This window comes from Actinoplanes octamycinicus (assembly GCF_014205225.1).
GTDB lineage: Bacteria > Actinomycetota > Actinomycetes > Mycobacteriales > Micromonosporaceae > Actinoplanes > Actinoplanes octamycinicus.
In genome coordinates this window covers 9,653,890-9,670,399 of sequence record NZ_JACHNB010000001.1, presented here as the reverse complement: position 1 = coordinate 9,670,399, position 16,510 = coordinate 9,653,890, and the positions used below count along the sequence as shown (strand labels likewise).

12 protein-coding genes and 1 pseudogene are annotated in these 16,510 nt (G+C 74.2%); all 13 read left to right on the top strand.

From position 1 onward, the window contains the following. Positions 1-47 precede the first annotated feature (47 nt). The gene (locus BJY16_RS48880; RefSeq protein WP_307836015.1) at positions 48-1,295 is read left to right on the top strand and encodes a phasin family protein; all 1,248 of its coding nucleotides are present in this window, start codon (positions 48-50) and stop codon (positions 1,293-1,295) included. A gap of 4 nt (positions 1,296-1,299) precedes the next feature. Then, on the top strand, positions 1,300-1,653 hold the full coding sequence (locus tag BJY16_RS43865; protein WP_221503491.1) for a hypothetical protein: 354 nt from the start codon (positions 1,300-1,302) through the stop codon (positions 1,651-1,653). 22 nt (positions 1,654-1,675) lie between these two features. Beyond that, positions 1,676-2,515 (top strand): annotated as a pseudogene (locus BJY16_RS43860) (TlyA family RNA methyltransferase); the annotation flags it as partial. A gap of 254 nt (positions 2,516-2,769) precedes the next feature. Then, positions 2,770-3,657 (top strand): NAD kinase, encoded by an 888-nt coding sequence (locus tag BJY16_RS43855; protein ID WP_185045607.1) that lies wholly within the window; start codon positions 2,770-2,772, stop codon positions 3,655-3,657. Between the two features lie 373 nt (positions 3,658-4,030). Next, positions 4,031-5,788, top strand: a complete 1,758-nt coding sequence (recN, locus tag BJY16_RS43850) for a DNA repair protein RecN (protein WP_185045606.1) — start codon at positions 4,031-4,033, stop codon at positions 5,786-5,788. 118 nt (positions 5,789-5,906) lie between these two features. After that, positions 5,907-7,085, top strand: coding sequence for a putative cytokinetic ring protein SteA (steA, locus tag BJY16_RS43845; RefSeq protein WP_185045605.1), 1,179 nt, complete (start codon positions 5,907-5,909; stop codon positions 7,083-7,085). A gap of 7 nt (positions 7,086-7,092) precedes the next feature. Beyond that, positions 7,093-8,022 (top strand): copper transporter, encoded by a 930-nt coding sequence (locus BJY16_RS43840; protein ID WP_185045604.1) that lies wholly within the window; start codon positions 7,093-7,095, stop codon positions 8,020-8,022. Between the two features lie 16 nt (positions 8,023-8,038). Further along, positions 8,039-8,866 carry a hypothetical protein gene (locus BJY16_RS43835; RefSeq protein ID WP_185045603.1) on the top strand — a complete coding sequence of 276 codons (828 nt, stop codon included), beginning with the start codon at positions 8,039-8,041 and terminating at the stop codon, positions 8,864-8,866. Positions 8,867-9,081: 215 nt separating this feature from the next. Further along, positions 9,082-10,647: a murein biosynthesis integral membrane protein MurJ gene (gene murJ, locus BJY16_RS43830; RefSeq protein ID WP_239177894.1), complete on the top strand. Its 1,566-nt coding sequence runs from the start codon at positions 9,082-9,084 to the stop codon at positions 10,645-10,647. A gap of 153 nt (positions 10,648-10,800) precedes the next feature. Then, complete coding sequence (locus tag BJY16_RS43825) at positions 10,801-11,907, top strand: glycosyltransferase family 4 protein (RefSeq protein ID WP_185045601.1); 1,107 nt, start codon at positions 10,801-10,803, stop codon at positions 11,905-11,907. Then, a complete protein-coding gene (locus BJY16_RS43820; RefSeq protein ID WP_373873483.1) occupies positions 11,904-14,144 on the top strand; it encodes a hypothetical protein in 2,241 nt (746 codons plus the stop codon). Before BJY16_RS43825 ends, BJY16_RS43820 begins: the two co-directional genes overlap by 4 nt. A gap of 124 nt (positions 14,145-14,268) precedes the next feature. Continuing rightward, the gene (gene pyrG / locus BJY16_RS43815; RefSeq protein WP_185045600.1) at positions 14,269-15,960 is read left to right on the top strand and encodes a CTP synthase; all 1,692 of its coding nucleotides are present in this window, start codon (positions 14,269-14,271) and stop codon (positions 15,958-15,960) included. Then, entirely contained in the window at positions 15,960-16,508 is a 549-nt protein-coding gene (locus BJY16_RS43810; RefSeq protein ID WP_185045599.1) for an NUDIX domain-containing protein, read from the top strand. Before pyrG ends, BJY16_RS43810 begins: the two co-directional genes overlap by 1 nt. Positions 16,509-16,510: the final 2 nt, after the last annotated feature.

Genomic DNA, 16,510 nt, shown 5'->3' with positions numbered 1-16,510 from the left:
GGGCTCCCGGTAGCGTGGCACCCGACGCGACGAGAGGAGGAGGGATCATGCCGGATGCATGGCGGGCTTATCTGGATTTGGCGCTCGGCCTGACCGAGGCGCCCCGGAAGAGGGCGCAGAAGGTCGCGGGTGAGTTGCTCAACCGGGGCGGTGCGACGGCGGCGCAGGTGCAGGGGCTGGTCGAGGACCTGCTCTCGGCGGGCATCGCCAACCGTGAGGCGCTGACCAACATCGTTCGTTACGAGGTGGACCGGGCGCTCGGCCGGGTCGGGCTGGCGACCGCGGACGAGGTGTCCGAGCTCACCACCCGGGTGCACGACTTGGAGAAAAGGCTGCGGGAGGCGCAGGCCAGGGCGGACGCGGCCGAGGGCGGCACGCCGGCGCCGGTGGCCTCCGCGCCCCCGGCTTCCACGCCGGAGACGTCCGGGCCGGTGGCTTCCCGGCCGGTGGCCTCCGGAGTGGCGAAGAAAGCGGTGGCGAAGAAGGCCCTCGCCAAGAAGGCGGTGAAGAAGGCCACGCCGAACGCGATGCCTTCGGCGGGCACGGTTCCGGCCTCGCCGCCCGGCAACGCGCCGACGACCACGGTGCCGGCCGCCACGAAGGCGCCGGTGGCGAAGAAGGCGGCACGGAAGTCCACATCGGCCGGTGTGAACGGGACGGCGCCGGCGGAGCTGGCGGCTGATGCGATCGCGGCGGCAGCGGCGGATGCGGTGGCGGCGGCGGAAGCGGCCGAGGTGACGGCTCCGGCGGCGGCTTCGACGGCGGCCGGGGTCACGACTCCGGCGGCTCCCGACGGAGCGGCGAAGAAGGCTCCGGCCAAGCGGGCTCCGGCCACCAAAGCTCCCGCCAAGAAGGCGCCGGCCACGAAGGCTCCCGCCAAGAAGGCACCCGCCAAGCGGGCGCCGCGGAAGGCGGCGCCGGGCGCCGAGTCCGGCGCCGAGATCAGTCCGGCGGTCGGGACCCCGGCCGGCACGGTGGCGTCGCCGGTCAGCGCGGTGAAGGAGGCGGCGGCCGCGACCGAGCTGCCGCCCACGGCGTCGGCTGAGTCGTCGCCCACGGCGTCGGCTGAGTCGTCGCCCGCGACGCCGGGCGGAGAGGCGGCCGGTGCGGTGGCTGAGGTGCCGCCGGGTGCGGCGAGCGCGCCGAGCAAGCGTGCGCCGGCCAAGCGGGCGAGCAAGAGTGCGCCGGCCAAGCGGGCGGCGAAGAAGGCGGCGCAGGTGCCGAGCCAGGCGCGGTCCACGAAGTCGCAGCCGGTGCCGGAGAGCACCGGCAGCCCCGAGAAGCCGGAGGCGTGATCCCGTGACGTTCCCGAACCCCGCACAGGGTGGTCCGCGGCCCGGCCCGGTGCCCGGTGGGTTCCGGCCGGGACCGCCGCCGGGTGGGCAGCGGCCGGGACCGCCGCCCGGTGGGTTCCGGCCCGGGCCGCCGCCCGGTGGGCAGCGGCCGGGACCGCCGGCGGGCGAGGTGGCGCCGTCCGGGGCGCAATACCGTATCGGCGAGGACGGGATGGTGGCGGAGACCGGTCATCCGGCGGTGGACGCGGTGCTAAGTTCGCTCGCCAACGCCGCGCGGCTGGCCCCGGCCGAGCAGATCGCCGAGTACGAGGCCGCGCACCAGGTGCTCCAGGAAACCCTGGCCGGCATCGATCGCTGACCGAACGTAAAAAAGGAACCTGATGGCCCGCCGTGCGCGTCTCGACGCCGAGCTCGTCCGCCGCAAGCTCGCTCGTTCCCGGAAACAGGCCGCCGAGCTGGTGGAGGCCGGCCGGGTCCAGGTCCGGGGGATCGTGGCCCACAAGGTGGCGGCCATGGTCGACCTGGCCGACCCGGTGCTGGTCACCGGCGAGGACCCGCAGATCGAGTACGTGTCGCGGGGCGGCCACAAGCTGGCCGGGGCGCTCGCCGCGTTCGGCCGCAAGGGGCTGACCGTCGAGGGGCGGCGCTGCCTGGACGCGGGCGCGTCCACCGGCGGGTTCACCGACGTGCTGCTGCGCGCCGGGGCGGGCCGGGTGGTCGCGGTCGACGTCGGTTACGGGCAGCTCGCCTGGCCGATCCGCAACGACGAGCGGGTCGACGTGCACGAGCGGACCAATGTGCGGACGCTCACCCCGGAGCTGATCGGTGGCCCGGTCGACCTGGTGGTGGCCGACCTGTCGTTCATCTCGCTGCGCCTGGTGCTGCCCGCGCTGGCCGCCTGCACCGCGCCCGACGGCGACCTGGCGCTGATGGTGAAACCGCAGTTCGAGGTGGGCAAGGAGCGGGTCGGCTCGGGCGGGGTGGTGCGCGACTGGCGGTTGCGCGCCGAGGCGGTGCTGGACGTCGCGGCCGCCGCGGCCGAGCTGGGCCTGGGTGTGGTGGACGTGACCGCGAGCCCGCTGCCCGGGCCGAGCGGGAACGTGGAGTTCTTCGTCTGGTTCCGGCGCGGCGCGCCGGCCGCGGACCGGGAGCGGGTGGAGGCCGTGGTCGAGGCCGGCCCGTCCGGTGAGGTGCCACCCGGGGTCGCGGAGGAGCCGGCGGCCGCCGGGGACGGGACGGGCTCGCCGGCCGGCGGGTTCGTCGAGGCGGAGCCCGCCGCGGTCACGCCGGAATCGTCGGCCGGTGGGCCGGTGGCGGCTACGGAGCCTGGCGGAGTCGCGCAGGAGGCGTCGGCCGGTGGGCCGGTGACGGGGGCGGAGCCCGCGGCGGGAGAGTCCGCCGGCGGGTGGGATCGGGAAGGACCGGCGCCCGCGGTGGCGCCGGGGGATCAGCCGGTGGCCAACCTGGAGGACACATGACTCGCTCGGCTTTGCTGGTGACACACACCGGGCGCCGGCAGAGTACGCAGCATGCCCGCACGGTCGCGCTCGACCTGGTGGCCGCGGGCTTCGAGGTCCGGGTGATCGCCGACGAGGTGGCCGACCTGGACCTGCCCGCCGAGGTGCGGGCGGTCGACGGGCTGGAGGCGGCCGAGGGCGCGGAGATCGTGCTGGCGCTCGGCGGTGACGGGACCTTCCTGCGCGCCGCCGAGCTGGCCCGGCCGGTGAAAGCGCCGCTGCTCGGCATCAACCTGGGCAAGGTCGGCTTCCTGGCGGAGGCCGAGATCGAGCACATCGACCAGGCGGTGGCCGAGATCGTGGCCGGCGACTACGCCGTGGACGAGCGGCTCACCCTGGACGTGCGGGCGGAGTACGACGGCCGCCTGATCGCCGAGTCCTGGGCGCTCAACGAGGTCACCGTGGAGAAGGGGCAGCGGGCGCAGATGCTCGAGCTGCTCGTCGACGTGGACGGGCGGCCGCTGTCCCGCTACGGCTGCGACGGTGTGGTGTGCGCCACACCGACCGGGTCGACGGCGTATGCCTTCTCGGCCGGCGGGCCGGTGGTCTGGCCCGAGGTGGAGGCGCTGCTGCTGGTGCCGATCAGCGCGCACGCGCTGTTCAGCAAGCCGCTGGTGACCGCGCCGACGTCGACCTTCGTGCTGACGGTGGATCCGTATACCTCCTTCGCGGTGCTCTGCTGTGACGGACGCCGCACCTGGGACCTGCCGCCGGGCTCGAAGGTGACCGTCGAGCGGGGACAGCTGCCGGTTCGGCTGGTCCGGCTGGCGCCGCGGCCGTTCACCGACACCCTGGTGGCGAAGTTCGAGCTTCCGGTGGTGGGCTGGCGCGGCAACCGGCGCTGACCCGGCGGTCATCCGGGCGGCCCGGGGCTGCCGCCGGGGTGGAACCGGGCCGGTGGATCGGTGCCGCGGGGTGAGATCGGGCCGTGCGTGCCGCCGGGGTGCAAGCGGGCCGGTGGAGCGGTGCCGCGGGGTGAGATCGGGCCGTGCGGTGCCGCCGGGGTGGAACCGGGTCGGCGGAGCGGTGGCGCGGGGTGAGATCGGGCCGGCCGGGAGGCGGCGTGAAGTGGGACTCCGCCGGGCGGGCGGTGGCGCGCGGTGGGGCCGGGCGGGCCGGTACAGGGGTCGCGGAGCCGGGCGAAAGCGGCGGCGATTGATGCTGATCAGAAACACCCGCGCTGGGCATTTGTCGGAGGGTCCCACTACCCTCTGCCGTGTGCTGGAGGAACTGCGCATCACCGGGCTCGGCGTGATCGACGACACGACGCTGCGGCTCTCGGTGGGCATGAACGTGATCACCGGTGAGACCGGCGCCGGGAAGACGATGGTCGTGACCGGTCTCGGACTCCTCTTCGGTGGGCGGGCCGACGCCGGCCGGGTTCGTGCTGATCCGGGCCGGGCGGTGGTCGAGGGCCGGCTGCGGCTGAAGGGCACCCTCGGCGACGCGGTCCGCACCCGGATCACCGACGCCGGCGGCGAGATCGACGAGGACGGCTCGGTGCTGCTGAGCCGCACGGTGACCGCCGAGGGCCGGTCCCGGGCGCACGTCGGCGGCCGCAGCATGCCGGTCTCCACGCTCAGCGAGCTGGGTGAGCAGGTGCTCGCCGTGCACGGCCAGTCCGACCAGCTGCGCCTGCTGCGGCCCAGCGAGCAGCGGTCCGCGCTGGACCGGTTCGCCGGCCCCGAGCACGAGAAGCTGCTGGACAGCTATCGCGAGGCGTTCACCCGCTGGCGCAAGGTGGTCGACGACCTGGCCGACCGCCGGCGCAACGCGCGGCAGCGCTCGCAGGAGGCCGACCTGCTCAAGCTCGGTCTCGACGAGATCACCCGGGTCGACCCCCAGCCGAACGAGGACGAGGAGCTGCGCGCCGAGGTGCAGCGGCTGGAGCACGCCGAGGGTCTGCGGGTGGCCGCGGCCATCGCGGCCCAGGCGCTGGCCGGCGGCGTGGAGGCGAGCGACGACGCGCCGGACGCGACCACCCTGCTCGGCACCGCCCGGCGCACCCTGGAGGGCCAGGCCGGCGTCGACGCCAAGCTGGGCGATCTGGCCCTGCGCATCGAGGAGGCGGCCACCCTGGTCGGCGACGTCTCCTCGGAGCTGTCCGCCTACCTGAGCGAGCTGGACGCCGACCCGGCCCGGCTGGAGGCGATCTACGAGCGGCGGGCCGCCCTGCGCGCCCTCACCCGGAAGTACGCCGACGACATCGACGGCGTGATCGCCTGGGCGGAGAACGCGAAATCCCGCCTCGGCGAGCTGGACTCCTCCGACGAGCTGCTGGACGAGCTGGACCGGGAGCGGCAGCGGCTGGCCGCCACGGTCGGCGAGCTGGCCGGCCGGCTGACCACGGCCCGGCGGGAGGCGGCGACCCGGTTCTCCGAGGCGGTCAGCGTGGAGCTGGCCGGGCTGGCGATGCCGCATTCCCGGGTCGAGGTGGCGGTGCTGACCCACGCCCCGGCCAAGGACGAGCCCGCGGTGAGCGTCGACGGCGTCGAGCTGGGCGCCGGCCCGGACGGCGCGGACGAGGTGGAGCTGCGGCTGCTGGCCCACCCGGGCGCCCCGTCGCTGCCGCTGCAGAAGGGCGCGTCCGGCGGTGAGCTGTCCCGGGTGATGCTCGCCATCGAGGTGGTCTTCGCCGGGGCGGGTGGTCCGCCGACCCTGGTCTTCGACGAGGTGGATTCCGGGGTGGGTGGCACCGCGGCGGTGGAGATCGGCCGCCGGCTGGCCCGGCTGGCCCGCACCCACCAGGTGCTGGTCGTCACGCACCTGCCGCAGGTGGCCGCGTTCGCCGACCGTCACCTGGTGGTGGCGAAGGACACCGGTGGCGCGATCACCACGAGCGGGGTGCGGATCGTGGAGGAGACCGAGCGGGCCCGGGAGCTGTCCCGGATGCTGGCCGGCCTGCCGGATTCGGACCTGGGCATCGCCCACGCGGAGGAGTTGCTGGCGGTCGCCGGCCGGGAGAAGCGCGGATGAGAGAAGCCGGGCCGACGGCGGGCGGGACGCGAAACAAGCGTACGAAAAGTCCGCTTTGTCAATGAGCTAGAGCATGTCTAACGGGGGCCGCGTGAAGCGGCGTGTCAGGATGGCCGGGATGCGACTTCCCACCTTGCGCCGTGTGCGCACCACCGAGCCGGGCCCGGTTTCCGGGGTCGCCCGGCTCGACCGGCGCACCAAGCGGCTGACCGGCCGGCTGCGGCCCGGCGAGATCGCCGTGATCGACCACGTCGACCTGGACCGGGTGGCGGCCGATTCGCTGGTCGCCTCCGGCGTCACCGCGGTGCTCAACGCCAAGCCGTCGATCTCCGGCCGCTATCCGAACCTGGGTCCCGAGGTGCTGATCCAGGGCGGCGTGGTGCTGCTCGACAACCTGGGCGAGGAGGTCTTCTCCGGCCTGCGCGAGGGGCAGACCGTCAGCATCGAGGGCGACCAGGTGCTGCTCGACGGGACGCCGGTGGCCACCGGCACCCGGCAGGACGCGGAGAGCGTGGCGAAATCCATGGCCGACGCCCGGGAGGGCCTGTCGGTGCAGCTCGAGGCGTTCGCCGCGAACACCATGGATTACCTGAAGCAGGAGCGCGACCTGCTGCTCGACGGCGTCGGCGTGCCGGACGTGCAGACCCGGATCGCCGGCCGGCACGTGCTGATCGTGGTCCGGGGTTACGACTACAAGGAGGACCTCGACGTCCTCCGCCCCTACATCCGGGAGTACAAACCGGTGCTGATCGGGGTCGACGGCGGCGCCGACGCCCTGGTGGAGAACGGCTACACCCCCGACATGATCATCGGCGACATGGACTCGGTCACCGACGACGTGCTGCGCTGCGGCGCCGAGGTGGTGGTGCACGCCTATCCGGACGGCCGGGCCCCCGGCCTGGAGCGGGTCAGCAACCTGGGCGTCGACGCGCTCACCTTCCCGGCCGCGGCCACCAGCGAGGACCTGGCGATGCTGCTCGCCGACGAGAAGGGCGCGTCGCTGATCGTGGCGGTCGGCACGCACGCCAACCTGGTGGAGTTCCTGGACAAGGGCCGGGGCGGGATGGCCTCGACGTTCCTCACCCGGCTCAAGGTCGGCGGCAAGCTGGTCGACGCCAAGGGCGTCAGCCGGCTCTACCGGCAGAACATCTCCGGCTCGGCGCTGCTGCTGCTGGTCTTCTCGGCGCTCGCCGCGATGGCCGCCGCGGTCGCGGTCTCCACGGTGGGCAAGGCCTATCTGACCGTGGTGTCCGAGTGGTGGGACAATCTCGTCTTCCAGCTGGGCAATCTTTTCTGAGGGTGTCGTGATCAACTTCAGGTACCACGTGGTGTCGCTCACCGCGGTCTTCCTCGCGCTGGCGATCGGCCTGGTGGTCGGCACCGCCGCGCTCAACGGCCCGGTGTCGGAGAACCTCAAGGAGCAGCTGGCCAACCTCAACAAGGACAACAACGTCAAGCGGGACCAGATCAACCAGTACAAGGAGGAGCTGACCCGCAACCAGGACTTCGCCACCGAGACCGCGCCCTACGTGCTGGCCGGCAAGCTGGCCACCCGCAAGATCGCCGTGGTGGCGCTGCCCGGCGGCAAGGACTCCGCCGACGGCGTGATCAAGATGCTGAACGTGGCCGGCGCGTCGATCACCGCGCACGTCACGATCGAGGACAAGTTCTTCGACCCGAACTTCACCAACCAGCTTCTCGACCTGGCCGACCAGTCCTCGCAGCCGACCATCTCGGCGGCCGGACTCCCGTCGAACAGCGACGGCGTGGAGACCGCCAGCGCGCTGCTCGCCCTCACCCTGCTGCAGGGCGCCACGGTGCCCAGCCCGGACGACGTCACCGCGGTGCTGACCGCGCTGGCCAAGCCCGGCTACATCTCGGTCGCCGAGAAGGCCAGCGGCGGCGCCGAGGCGATCGTGCTGGTCGCCGGCGCGCCGGCCACCGACAAGGACGCCGGTCCGAAGGCGCGGAACAAGGTCACCATGGCGTTCCAGTTCCACAAGAACCGGCCGCTGGTGGTCGGCGGCGACAGCGCCGGCGACAACAACCTGGTCTCCGGCCTGCGCGGCGACCCCACCCTGGTCAAGGAGATCTCCACGGTGGACAACGTGAGCACCGTGCAGGGCCAGGTGGCCACCGCGATGGCCACCTACGAGCGGCTGGTGCAGGGCAAGGTCGGGCAGTACGGCCTGGCCGCCGGCGCCACCTCGCTGGTGCCGTCGGCCGCGCCGTAAGGCAGACTCTCCAGCCATGGCCTTCCTCCGCTCTCTCGGGACCGGCGCGCTGGTCGCCCGGGCTGTGCTCGGCTGGGTGCGCCGCGACCCGCACGCGGGCGACCTGCGCCGCACCAACTTCCACGGCCGCACGGTGACCCTGGCCGGCGGTCCGGCGCTGGCGGCCGGCACGACCGTCGGCGCGGCTGCCGGGGCGCCGACCGGACGGCTCGCGGCCGCCGTGGTCACCGCCGGCGCGGTCAGCGGCGCGGTCGGCCTCTACGACGACATCGTCGGCAACCGCCCGGAGCAGAAGACCGCGAAAGGCTTCGCCGGCCACCTCGGCGCGCTCCGCGAGGGCCGGGTCACCAGCGGCCTCGTCAAGATCGGTGGGGTGGGCGCGGCCGGCCTGGTCGCCTCGGCGCTGATCGGCAGCCGCCGCGCCGGCCGGTTCGGCCGCGGCGTCGACGTGCTGCTCGGCGCCGGCGTGATCGCCGGCAGCGCGAACCTGCTGAACCTGCTCGACCTGCGCCCCGGCCGCGCGATCAAGGCCGGTCTGATCGTCGGCGCGCCGCTCGCCGTCGGCCGCAACGCGTCGATGACCGCGGGCACGCTCGGCGCGAGCGCCGCCCTGCTGCCGGCCGACCTGAACGAAGAGATCATGCTCGGCGACTCCGGGGCCAACGCGCTCGGCGCGCTGCTCGGCGTGGCGTTCACCGCCCGCACCGGCACGCTGGGCCGGCTCGCCGCGCTGGCCGCGCTCGCGTCGCTCACCGCGGCCAGCGAGAAGGTCAGCTTCACCAAGGTCATCCAGGACACGCCGTGGCTGCGGCACCTCGACGAGCTCGGCCGCCGACCGGCGTGACCTCGGCGAACGACACCGGCGCCGCGTCCGCGACGCCGGCCGACCCGGACGCGACCGCCGCCGCTGGTTCCGCTGGGCAGGGCGACGGCGGGGCGCCGGGGGCTTCCGGTTCATCCGATTCGCGTACGCCGGGGAGCGGCGCCACCGGTCGTACCGGAAACGGGGGTGCCGGGGAAGCGGAGCGCGACCGCCGAGCGGACCCGTCGCCCGGCGGCGTGGCGGCCAAGCTGGCCGGGGCCGCCGCGCTGATCACCGTGCTGACCGTGCTGGCGCGGATCGTCGGCTTCGGGCGGACCGCGGTCTTCTACTACACCGTCGGTGACGGCGGGAACGGCAATCTGCCGGACCTGTACTTCGCCGCCAACACGGTGCCGAACATCATTTTCGAGCTGGTCGCCGGTGGCGCGCTGGCCAGCCTGGTGGTGCCGCTGCTGGCCGGCGCGGTCGCGGCCGGTGACCGGCGCCGGGTCGGGCAGATCAGTTCGGCGCTGCTCACCTGGATGCTGGCGCTGACCGTGCCGCTCGCCGCGGTGGTCGCCCTGGCGGCCGGCCCGATCACCGGCCTGCTCGACGGGGTGACCCCGGAGCATCAGGAGATCGCCGCCCGGATGCTGCGGATCTTCGCGCCGCAGTTGCCGCTCTACGGGATCGGCATCGTGCTGACCGGGGTGCTGCAGGCACACCACCGGTTCGCCTGGCCGGTGATCGCGCCGCTGCTCTCCAGCGTCACGGTGATGGCCGCCTACCTGACCTACGCCGGGATCGACGGCGCCCGCACCGACTTCGCCGGGCTGACCACCGCTGGGGAGCTGACCCTGTCGGTCGGCACCACGCTCGGCGTCGTCGTGCTGACCCTCTGCCTGCTGATCCCGCTGCGCCGGTTGCGGCTGCGGCTGCGGCCCGGCTTCCGGTTCCCCGGCGGCGAGGGGCGGCAGGCGGTCCGGCTGGGCTGGGCCGGTGCGGTCACCGTCGGCGCACAGCAGGTGGTGGCGGCGCTGGTGGTCACTCTCGGCACGTTGCAACTGGCCCGGTACACCGGCGCGCAGACCCTGTTCCTGCTGCCCTGGGCGATCCTCGCGGTGCCGCTGGCGACCGCGGTCTACCCACGCCTGGCCGACGCCGTGGTGCGCGGCGACGAACGCCGGTACGCCGAGTCGCTGTCCGGGACCGCCCGGTCGGTCATGCTGATGGCCGGTCTCGGCGTGGCCGCGCTGGTGGCGCTGGCCGAGCCGGCCGCGCGCCTGATGCGGGTGGAGGCGGTGCCGGCGATCCTCGGGTTCGCGCCGGGCCTGTTCGGCTACGCGCTGTTCGCGCTGCTGTCCCGCGCGCTCTACGCCCGGGGTGCGACGGTCGCCGCCGCGGTCGCGTCCGGTGTCGGCTGGCTGTGCGCCGGGATCGCGGTGGTGCTGGTGGCGGTGACCGGTTCCGGCGGGGTGGAACTGGCCGGTCTGGGCCTGGCCACCGCGCTCGGCATGACGGTGACCGGGGTGCTGCTGGTGCTCGCGGTGCGCCGGCATGCCGGGGTGGGCGCGCTGGCCGGGCTGGCCCGGGCGAGCGTCGCCGGGGTGGTGGCGGCCGCTGTCGCCGGCGCCGCCGGCTGGGGCGTGGTGGCCGGGCTGACGACGGCGTTCTGGCCGGCTCCGGGATTCCTCGGCAGCCTGGTCGAGGGCCTGCTCGGGGGGATCATGGTGCTGGTGGTGTTCGGGGCGGTGGCGTTCCTGCTGGACCGGCGGGATCTGAGCCCGCTCGCGGCGACCCTGGGGCGCAAGCTGCGCCGCTGACGGCCGACGTCGCCGGGGTCCGGCGGGGTCACTGCCGGCGAGGGCGTTGCGGCCCGGCTGGGCGGGCGATGACAACATGTGTCCAAGCCACCGGGCTCGCGGCTGCCGGTGGAGAATGTGGCGCGGGTGCGTCCGGAGAGGGGTAGACCGCTTGTGAGCAGCGACGACGGGTGGCACGGTTCGGTCGTGCTGGTGCTCGGCTCGGCCACCGGCGGCACCGGCGGGCACGTCCTCTCGCTGGCCCGCGGCCTGGTCGCGGCCGGCTGCCGGGTGCTGGTCTGCGGCCCGGCGGCCAACGACGAGCACTACGGGTTCACCGCCGCCGGCGTCGACTACGTGCCGGTGGAGATCCCGGCCGACCCGGGCCCGCAGGACACCGGCGCGGTCCGGGCGCTGCGCCGGGCCGTCCTCGGCCACGAGGCGCAGGTGGTGCACGCGCACGGGCTGCGGGCCGGGTTCGTGGCGTCGCTCGCCCGGACCGGTGTGCCGCTGGTGGTGACCTGGCACAACGCGGTGCTGGCCAAGGGCCTGCGCGGTCAGGCCGGCGCGCTGGTCGAGCGGATCGTGGCCCGCAACGCCGCGCTCACCCTGGGCGCCTCCGAGGACCTGGTCGACCGCGCCGTCGCGCTGGGGGCGAGAAAGGCCCGGCTCGGCCCGGTCGCCGCCCCGGAGATGCGCGCCCCGAAACGCACCCGCAAGGCGGTCCGCGCCGAGTTCGGGATCAAGGGCGACACCCCGCTGATCCTGTCGGTCGGCCGGCTGCACCCGCAGAAGCACTACGACCTGCTGGTCGACGCGTCCGCCCGGTGGCGTGACCTGGACCCGGCCCCGGTGGTCGTGGTGGCCGGCTCCGGGCCCAGCTACATGCCGCTGGCCCAGCGGGCGTCCCGCGAGCACGCCCCGTTCCACCTGCTCGGGCACCGCGGCGACGTGCCGGACCTGCTGCTCGGCGCCGACCTCGCGGTGGTCACCAGCGACTGGGAGGCGCGGCAGCTGTTCGCCCAGGAGGCGCTGCGGGCCGGGGTGCCGCTGGTCACCACGGCGGTGGGCGGGCTGCCCGGCCTGGTCGGGGACGCGGCCGTGCTGATCCCCCCGGGGGACCTGGACGCGCTGGACCGGGCCGTACGCGACCTCCTGAACGATCCGGAGCAGCGCGCGGACCTGGCCGCCCGCGGTCCGGTGCAGGCCGCGACCTGGCCCGACGAGAAAGCCGTGGTGGACGCGGTCCGGGCCGGCTATGCCGAGGTGAGCGCCGCGTGACCGGCCGCCTGGACCGCATCCGCCGGGTCCGTCCGCCGGGCACCCCGCGCGGCCGGCGGGCCGCGGCCTGGGTGCCCTACCTGCTGGTCACGCTGATCGCGGTGGCCAGTCTGGTCGGCCTGACCATCCGGCCGGCCGGTGAGGCGCGGCGCGGCGCGGCCGACTACGTGGTGGTCGCCGCCGCGGCCGGCCTGCGCTGGGACGACCTGGACCCGCAGCGCACCCCGGCCCTGTGGCAGGAGGCCAGCAAGGGCTCGACCGGCTGGCTGTCGGTCCGCTCGGCCCGGCAGAGCACCTGCCCGGCGGACGGCTGGCTGACCCTGGGCGCCGGCAACTACGCGGCCTGGGACACCACCCGGGCGGTCCGCGGCAAGTGCCCGGTGACCGCGCCGGAGCTGAACCGGCCGGACGCCATCGGCGCGAGCGTGACCGCGCAGAACACCGTGGTCCGCAACAACCAGGACCGGATGCCCTACGGCACCACCCCCGGCGCGCTCGCCGAGTCGGTGCGCTGCACGGTGGCGGTCGGGCCGAACGCCGCGGTCGCCGCGGCCCGCCCGTTCGGCCGGGTCGACCAGTACGCCGCCACGCTGCCCAGCAACCCCGCCAAGCTGCTCTCCGACTGCGTGCTGAGCATCGTCGACCTGGGCACCATCACCGGGACCGGCGCCGAGCGCCGGGCTGCGGTCGCCGCCGCCGACACCACTCTGGCCCGGCTGCTGGCCGCCCGCCCGGAGCGGTCGCTGATGCTGATCGCCGGGGTCGCCGACACCGACGCCACCTCCCGGCTGCACGTGGCGATCGCCGAGGGCGAGGGCTGGCAGGGCGGCTGGCTCACCTCGGCCGGCACCGGCCGGGACGGCTACCTGCAGCTGATCGACCTGGCCCCGACGGTGCTGGCCGCGCTGGGCCGCCCGGCGCCGGAGAAGCTGTTCGCCGGGTACGCCGCGACCGTCTCCACCGGCCGCCCCGGCGACCCGGCGGTGGCCATGCAGGGGCACAACGACGCCGACCAGCGGGCGATCGCCCAGCGCGGGGTGGCGTCGATCTTCTTCGCCGTGCTCGCCGCGCTGCAGCTGGCGCTGTTCGTCGCGGTGGTGCCGGTGCTGATCCGGGCCCGGCGGCACGCCGGCCCGGTCGCTCCGCCGCTGCCCCCGCCGCGGCTGGTGGCGGTGCTGGAGGCGGCGCTGGTCGCAGCCTCGCTGGCGATTCCGGCGGGGCTGGTCGCTGACGTGGCGCCGTGGTGGTCGAGCGCCCATCCGGCCTGGATGTTCGGCGGCGCCACGCTGGTCCTGATGGCCGCCGGTACGCTCGCGGTGCGCCTGTCCCCGCGTTACCGGATGACCCTGTGGCCGATGGGCGCGGCCGCCGTGCTGAGCGCCATCGTGGTCGTGGTCGACCTGCTCACCGGCGCCCGGCTGCAGCTCAACGGCGTGGCCGGCTACTCGGCCACGCACGGCGTCCGGTACGCCGGGCTGGGCAGCGTCGGCCTGGGCGTGTTCGTCGCCGGGCTGCTGCTGGCCGCCGGTTGTTCCGCGCAGTGGGTGGGCCGCACCTGGCGGCCGGTGGTGATCGTGCTGTTCGGCGGGCTCGGCGTGGTCATGGTGGGCAGCCCCTACCTGGGCGCCGACCCGGTCGGCGGGATCGCGCTGACCGCCGGGGTGTGCGTGGCCGCGGCGCTCAGCTCCGGCGGCTGGCTGACCTTCCCCCGGGTGGCCTGGGCGAGCCTGGGCGCGATCGCGGTGACCGTCGGGTTCGCCGCCTTCGACCTGCACCGGGCACCGCTGGAGCAGGGCACCCTGGGCCGGTTCCTGAGCGCGCTGGGCAGCGGCACGGCCGGCCCGGCGATGCAGCGCGCCGCCGCGGCGAACGGGCAGGCGCTGCTGGACAGCCCGCTCAGCCTGCTGGCCCTGGCCGGCGCGCTGATGCTGGCGTTCTGCCAGTTCTCCCCGTGGGGCGGGCTGAACCGGGTCTACGGGCTGCATCCGGCGGTGCGCGGCGCGATCGCCGGGACCGTGGTGGCGACGATCACGGCCGGGATCCTGGGCGGGACCGCGCTCGGGGTGGCCGGCGCGGCGGCCGCGACCGCGGTGCCGATCGCGATCCTGACCGCGTTGCGGGTGCTGCTGCACGCCGCGGACCGCACCCCGCCGCCCGGTGCGACCGACGGTCCGGGCGGCCCGTTGTTGCGCAAAGCCGACGACGGTCAACTCTCAGTGACCGAGACAGCGAGCTGACACGCACGCCCACCAGCCCGAACGTGGCAGGCCCGGCAATCAGTGTTACGGTGGACTCCCGTGGATGGGGCGAAGAAGCCCGCGTCTGCACGATCTGGAAGACAGGCGACCACGGGAGCGGGCCTTGGCCTCAACAGTGCGCGACACTCGGCACATCTTCGTCACCGGGGGCGTCGCCTCCTCGCTGGGCAAGGGCCTCACCGCCTCCAGCCTCGGCAATCTGCTCACCGCCCGCGGCCTGCGCGTCGTGATGCAGAAGCTCGACCCTTATCTGAACGTCGACCCGGGCACGATGAACCCGTTCCAGCACGGTGAGGTCTTCGTCACCGAGGACGGCGCGGAGACCGACCTGGACGTCGGCCACTACGAGCGGTTCCTCGACCGGGACCTCTCCGGCAAGGCGAACGTCACCACCGGGCAGGTCTACTCGGCGGTGATCGCCCGGGAGCGGCGCGGTGAGTACCTGGGGGACACCGTCCAGGTCATCCCGCACATCACCAACGAGATCAAGAGCCGGATCTTCGCGATGGCCGACCCGGACGAGAACGGCCTGGTCCCGGACGTGGTGATCACCGAGGTCGGCGGCACCGTCGGCGACATGGAGTCGCTGCCGTTCCTCGAGGCGATCCGCCAGGTCCGCCACGAGGTGGGCCGCGACCACGTGTTCTACCTGCACGTGTCGCTGGTGCCCTACCTGGCCCCGTCCGGCGAGCTGAAGACCAAGCCGACCCAGCACTCGGTGGCGGCGCTGCGCAACATCGGTATCCAGCCGGATGCCCTGATCTGCCGCAGTGACCGGGAGATCCCCGAGAAGATGAAGCACAAGCTGGCGCTCTACTGCGACGTCGACGCCGAGGCGGTCATCGCCTGCCCGGACGCGCCGAGCATCTACGACATCCCGAAGGTGCTGCACGACGAGGGGCTGGACGCGTACGTCGTACGCCGTCTGGGTCTGTCCTTCCGGGACGTCAACTGGCAGCAGTGGAACGACCTGCTGGAGCGGGTGCACCACCCGAAGCGCACGATCACCATCGCGCTGGTCGGCAAGTACGTCGACCTGCCGGACGCCTACCTGTCGGTCACCGAGGCGATCCGCGCGGCCGGCTTCGGCAACACCGTGAAGATCCAGATCCGCTGGGTGCCGAGCGACAGCTGCGAGACCCCGGCCGGCGCGGCGACCGCGCTCAAGGGCGTCGACGGCATCTGCATCCCCGGCGGCTTCGGCGTGCGCGGCATCGAGGGCAAGGTCAACACCTCGAAGTACGCCCGCGAGAACGGCATCCCGATCCTCGGCCTCTGCCTCGGCCTGCAGTGCATGACGATCGACGCGGCGCGCAACCTGGCCGGCCTGGCCGGGGCGAACTCGCTGGAGTTCGACGAGACCGCCACCTACCCGGTGATCTCCACGATGGCCGACCAGGAGGACATCGTCGCCGGCAAGGGCGACATGGGCGGCACCATGCGCCTGGGCGCCTACCCGGCCGCGCTGAAGCCCGGTTCGATCGTCGCCGAGGTGTATGGCTCGACGGAGATCTCCGAGCGGCACCGGCACCGCTACGAGGTGAACAACGACTACCGGGACAAGCTGTCCCAGGCCGGCCTGGTCTTCTCCGGCACCTCCCCGGACGGCCGGCTGGTCGAGTTCATCGAGCTGGACCGCGAGGTGCACCCGTACTTCGTGGCCACCCAGGCGCACCCGGAGCTGAAGAGCCGGCCGACCCGGCCGCACCCGCTGTTCGACGGCCTGGTCAAGGCCGCCATCGAGTACGCGGCGGCGGACGAGCTCCCGGTCGAGCTCCCGGTCGAGGCCAGTTGATGGGCTTCGAGCACGAAGTCGTGAAGAGCACCGAGCGCTACCGCGGAGCGATCTTCGACGTGGTCACCGACGAGGTGACCATGTCCGACGGCGGCACCGCCGAGCGTGACGTGGTGCGCAACAAGGGCGCGGTCGTCGTGGTCGCGCTCGACGAGCAGGACCGGGTGGTGCTGATCAAGCAGTACCGGCACGCGCTCGGCGCCCGCATCTGGGAGTTGCCGGCCGGGCTGCGCGACGTCGACGGCGAGGACCCGGCGCTGACCGCGGCCCGCGAGCTGGCCGAGGAGGTCGACCTGACGGCCGGCCGGATGGACCGGCTGATCGAGCTGCACACGTCGCCCGGGTTCAGCACCGAGCACGTGCTGATCTACCTGGCCCGGGAGCTTGCCCCGGTGCCCGACGCGGAGCGGCACGAGCGCACCGCCGAGGAGGCCGACCTGGAGGTCGTCCGGGTCGGCCTCGACGAGGCGGTCGCCATGGTGTTCCGCGGCGAGATCACCAACGCGGCCGCGGTGGCCGGGCTGCTCGCTGCCGCTCAGTCGCGCTGATC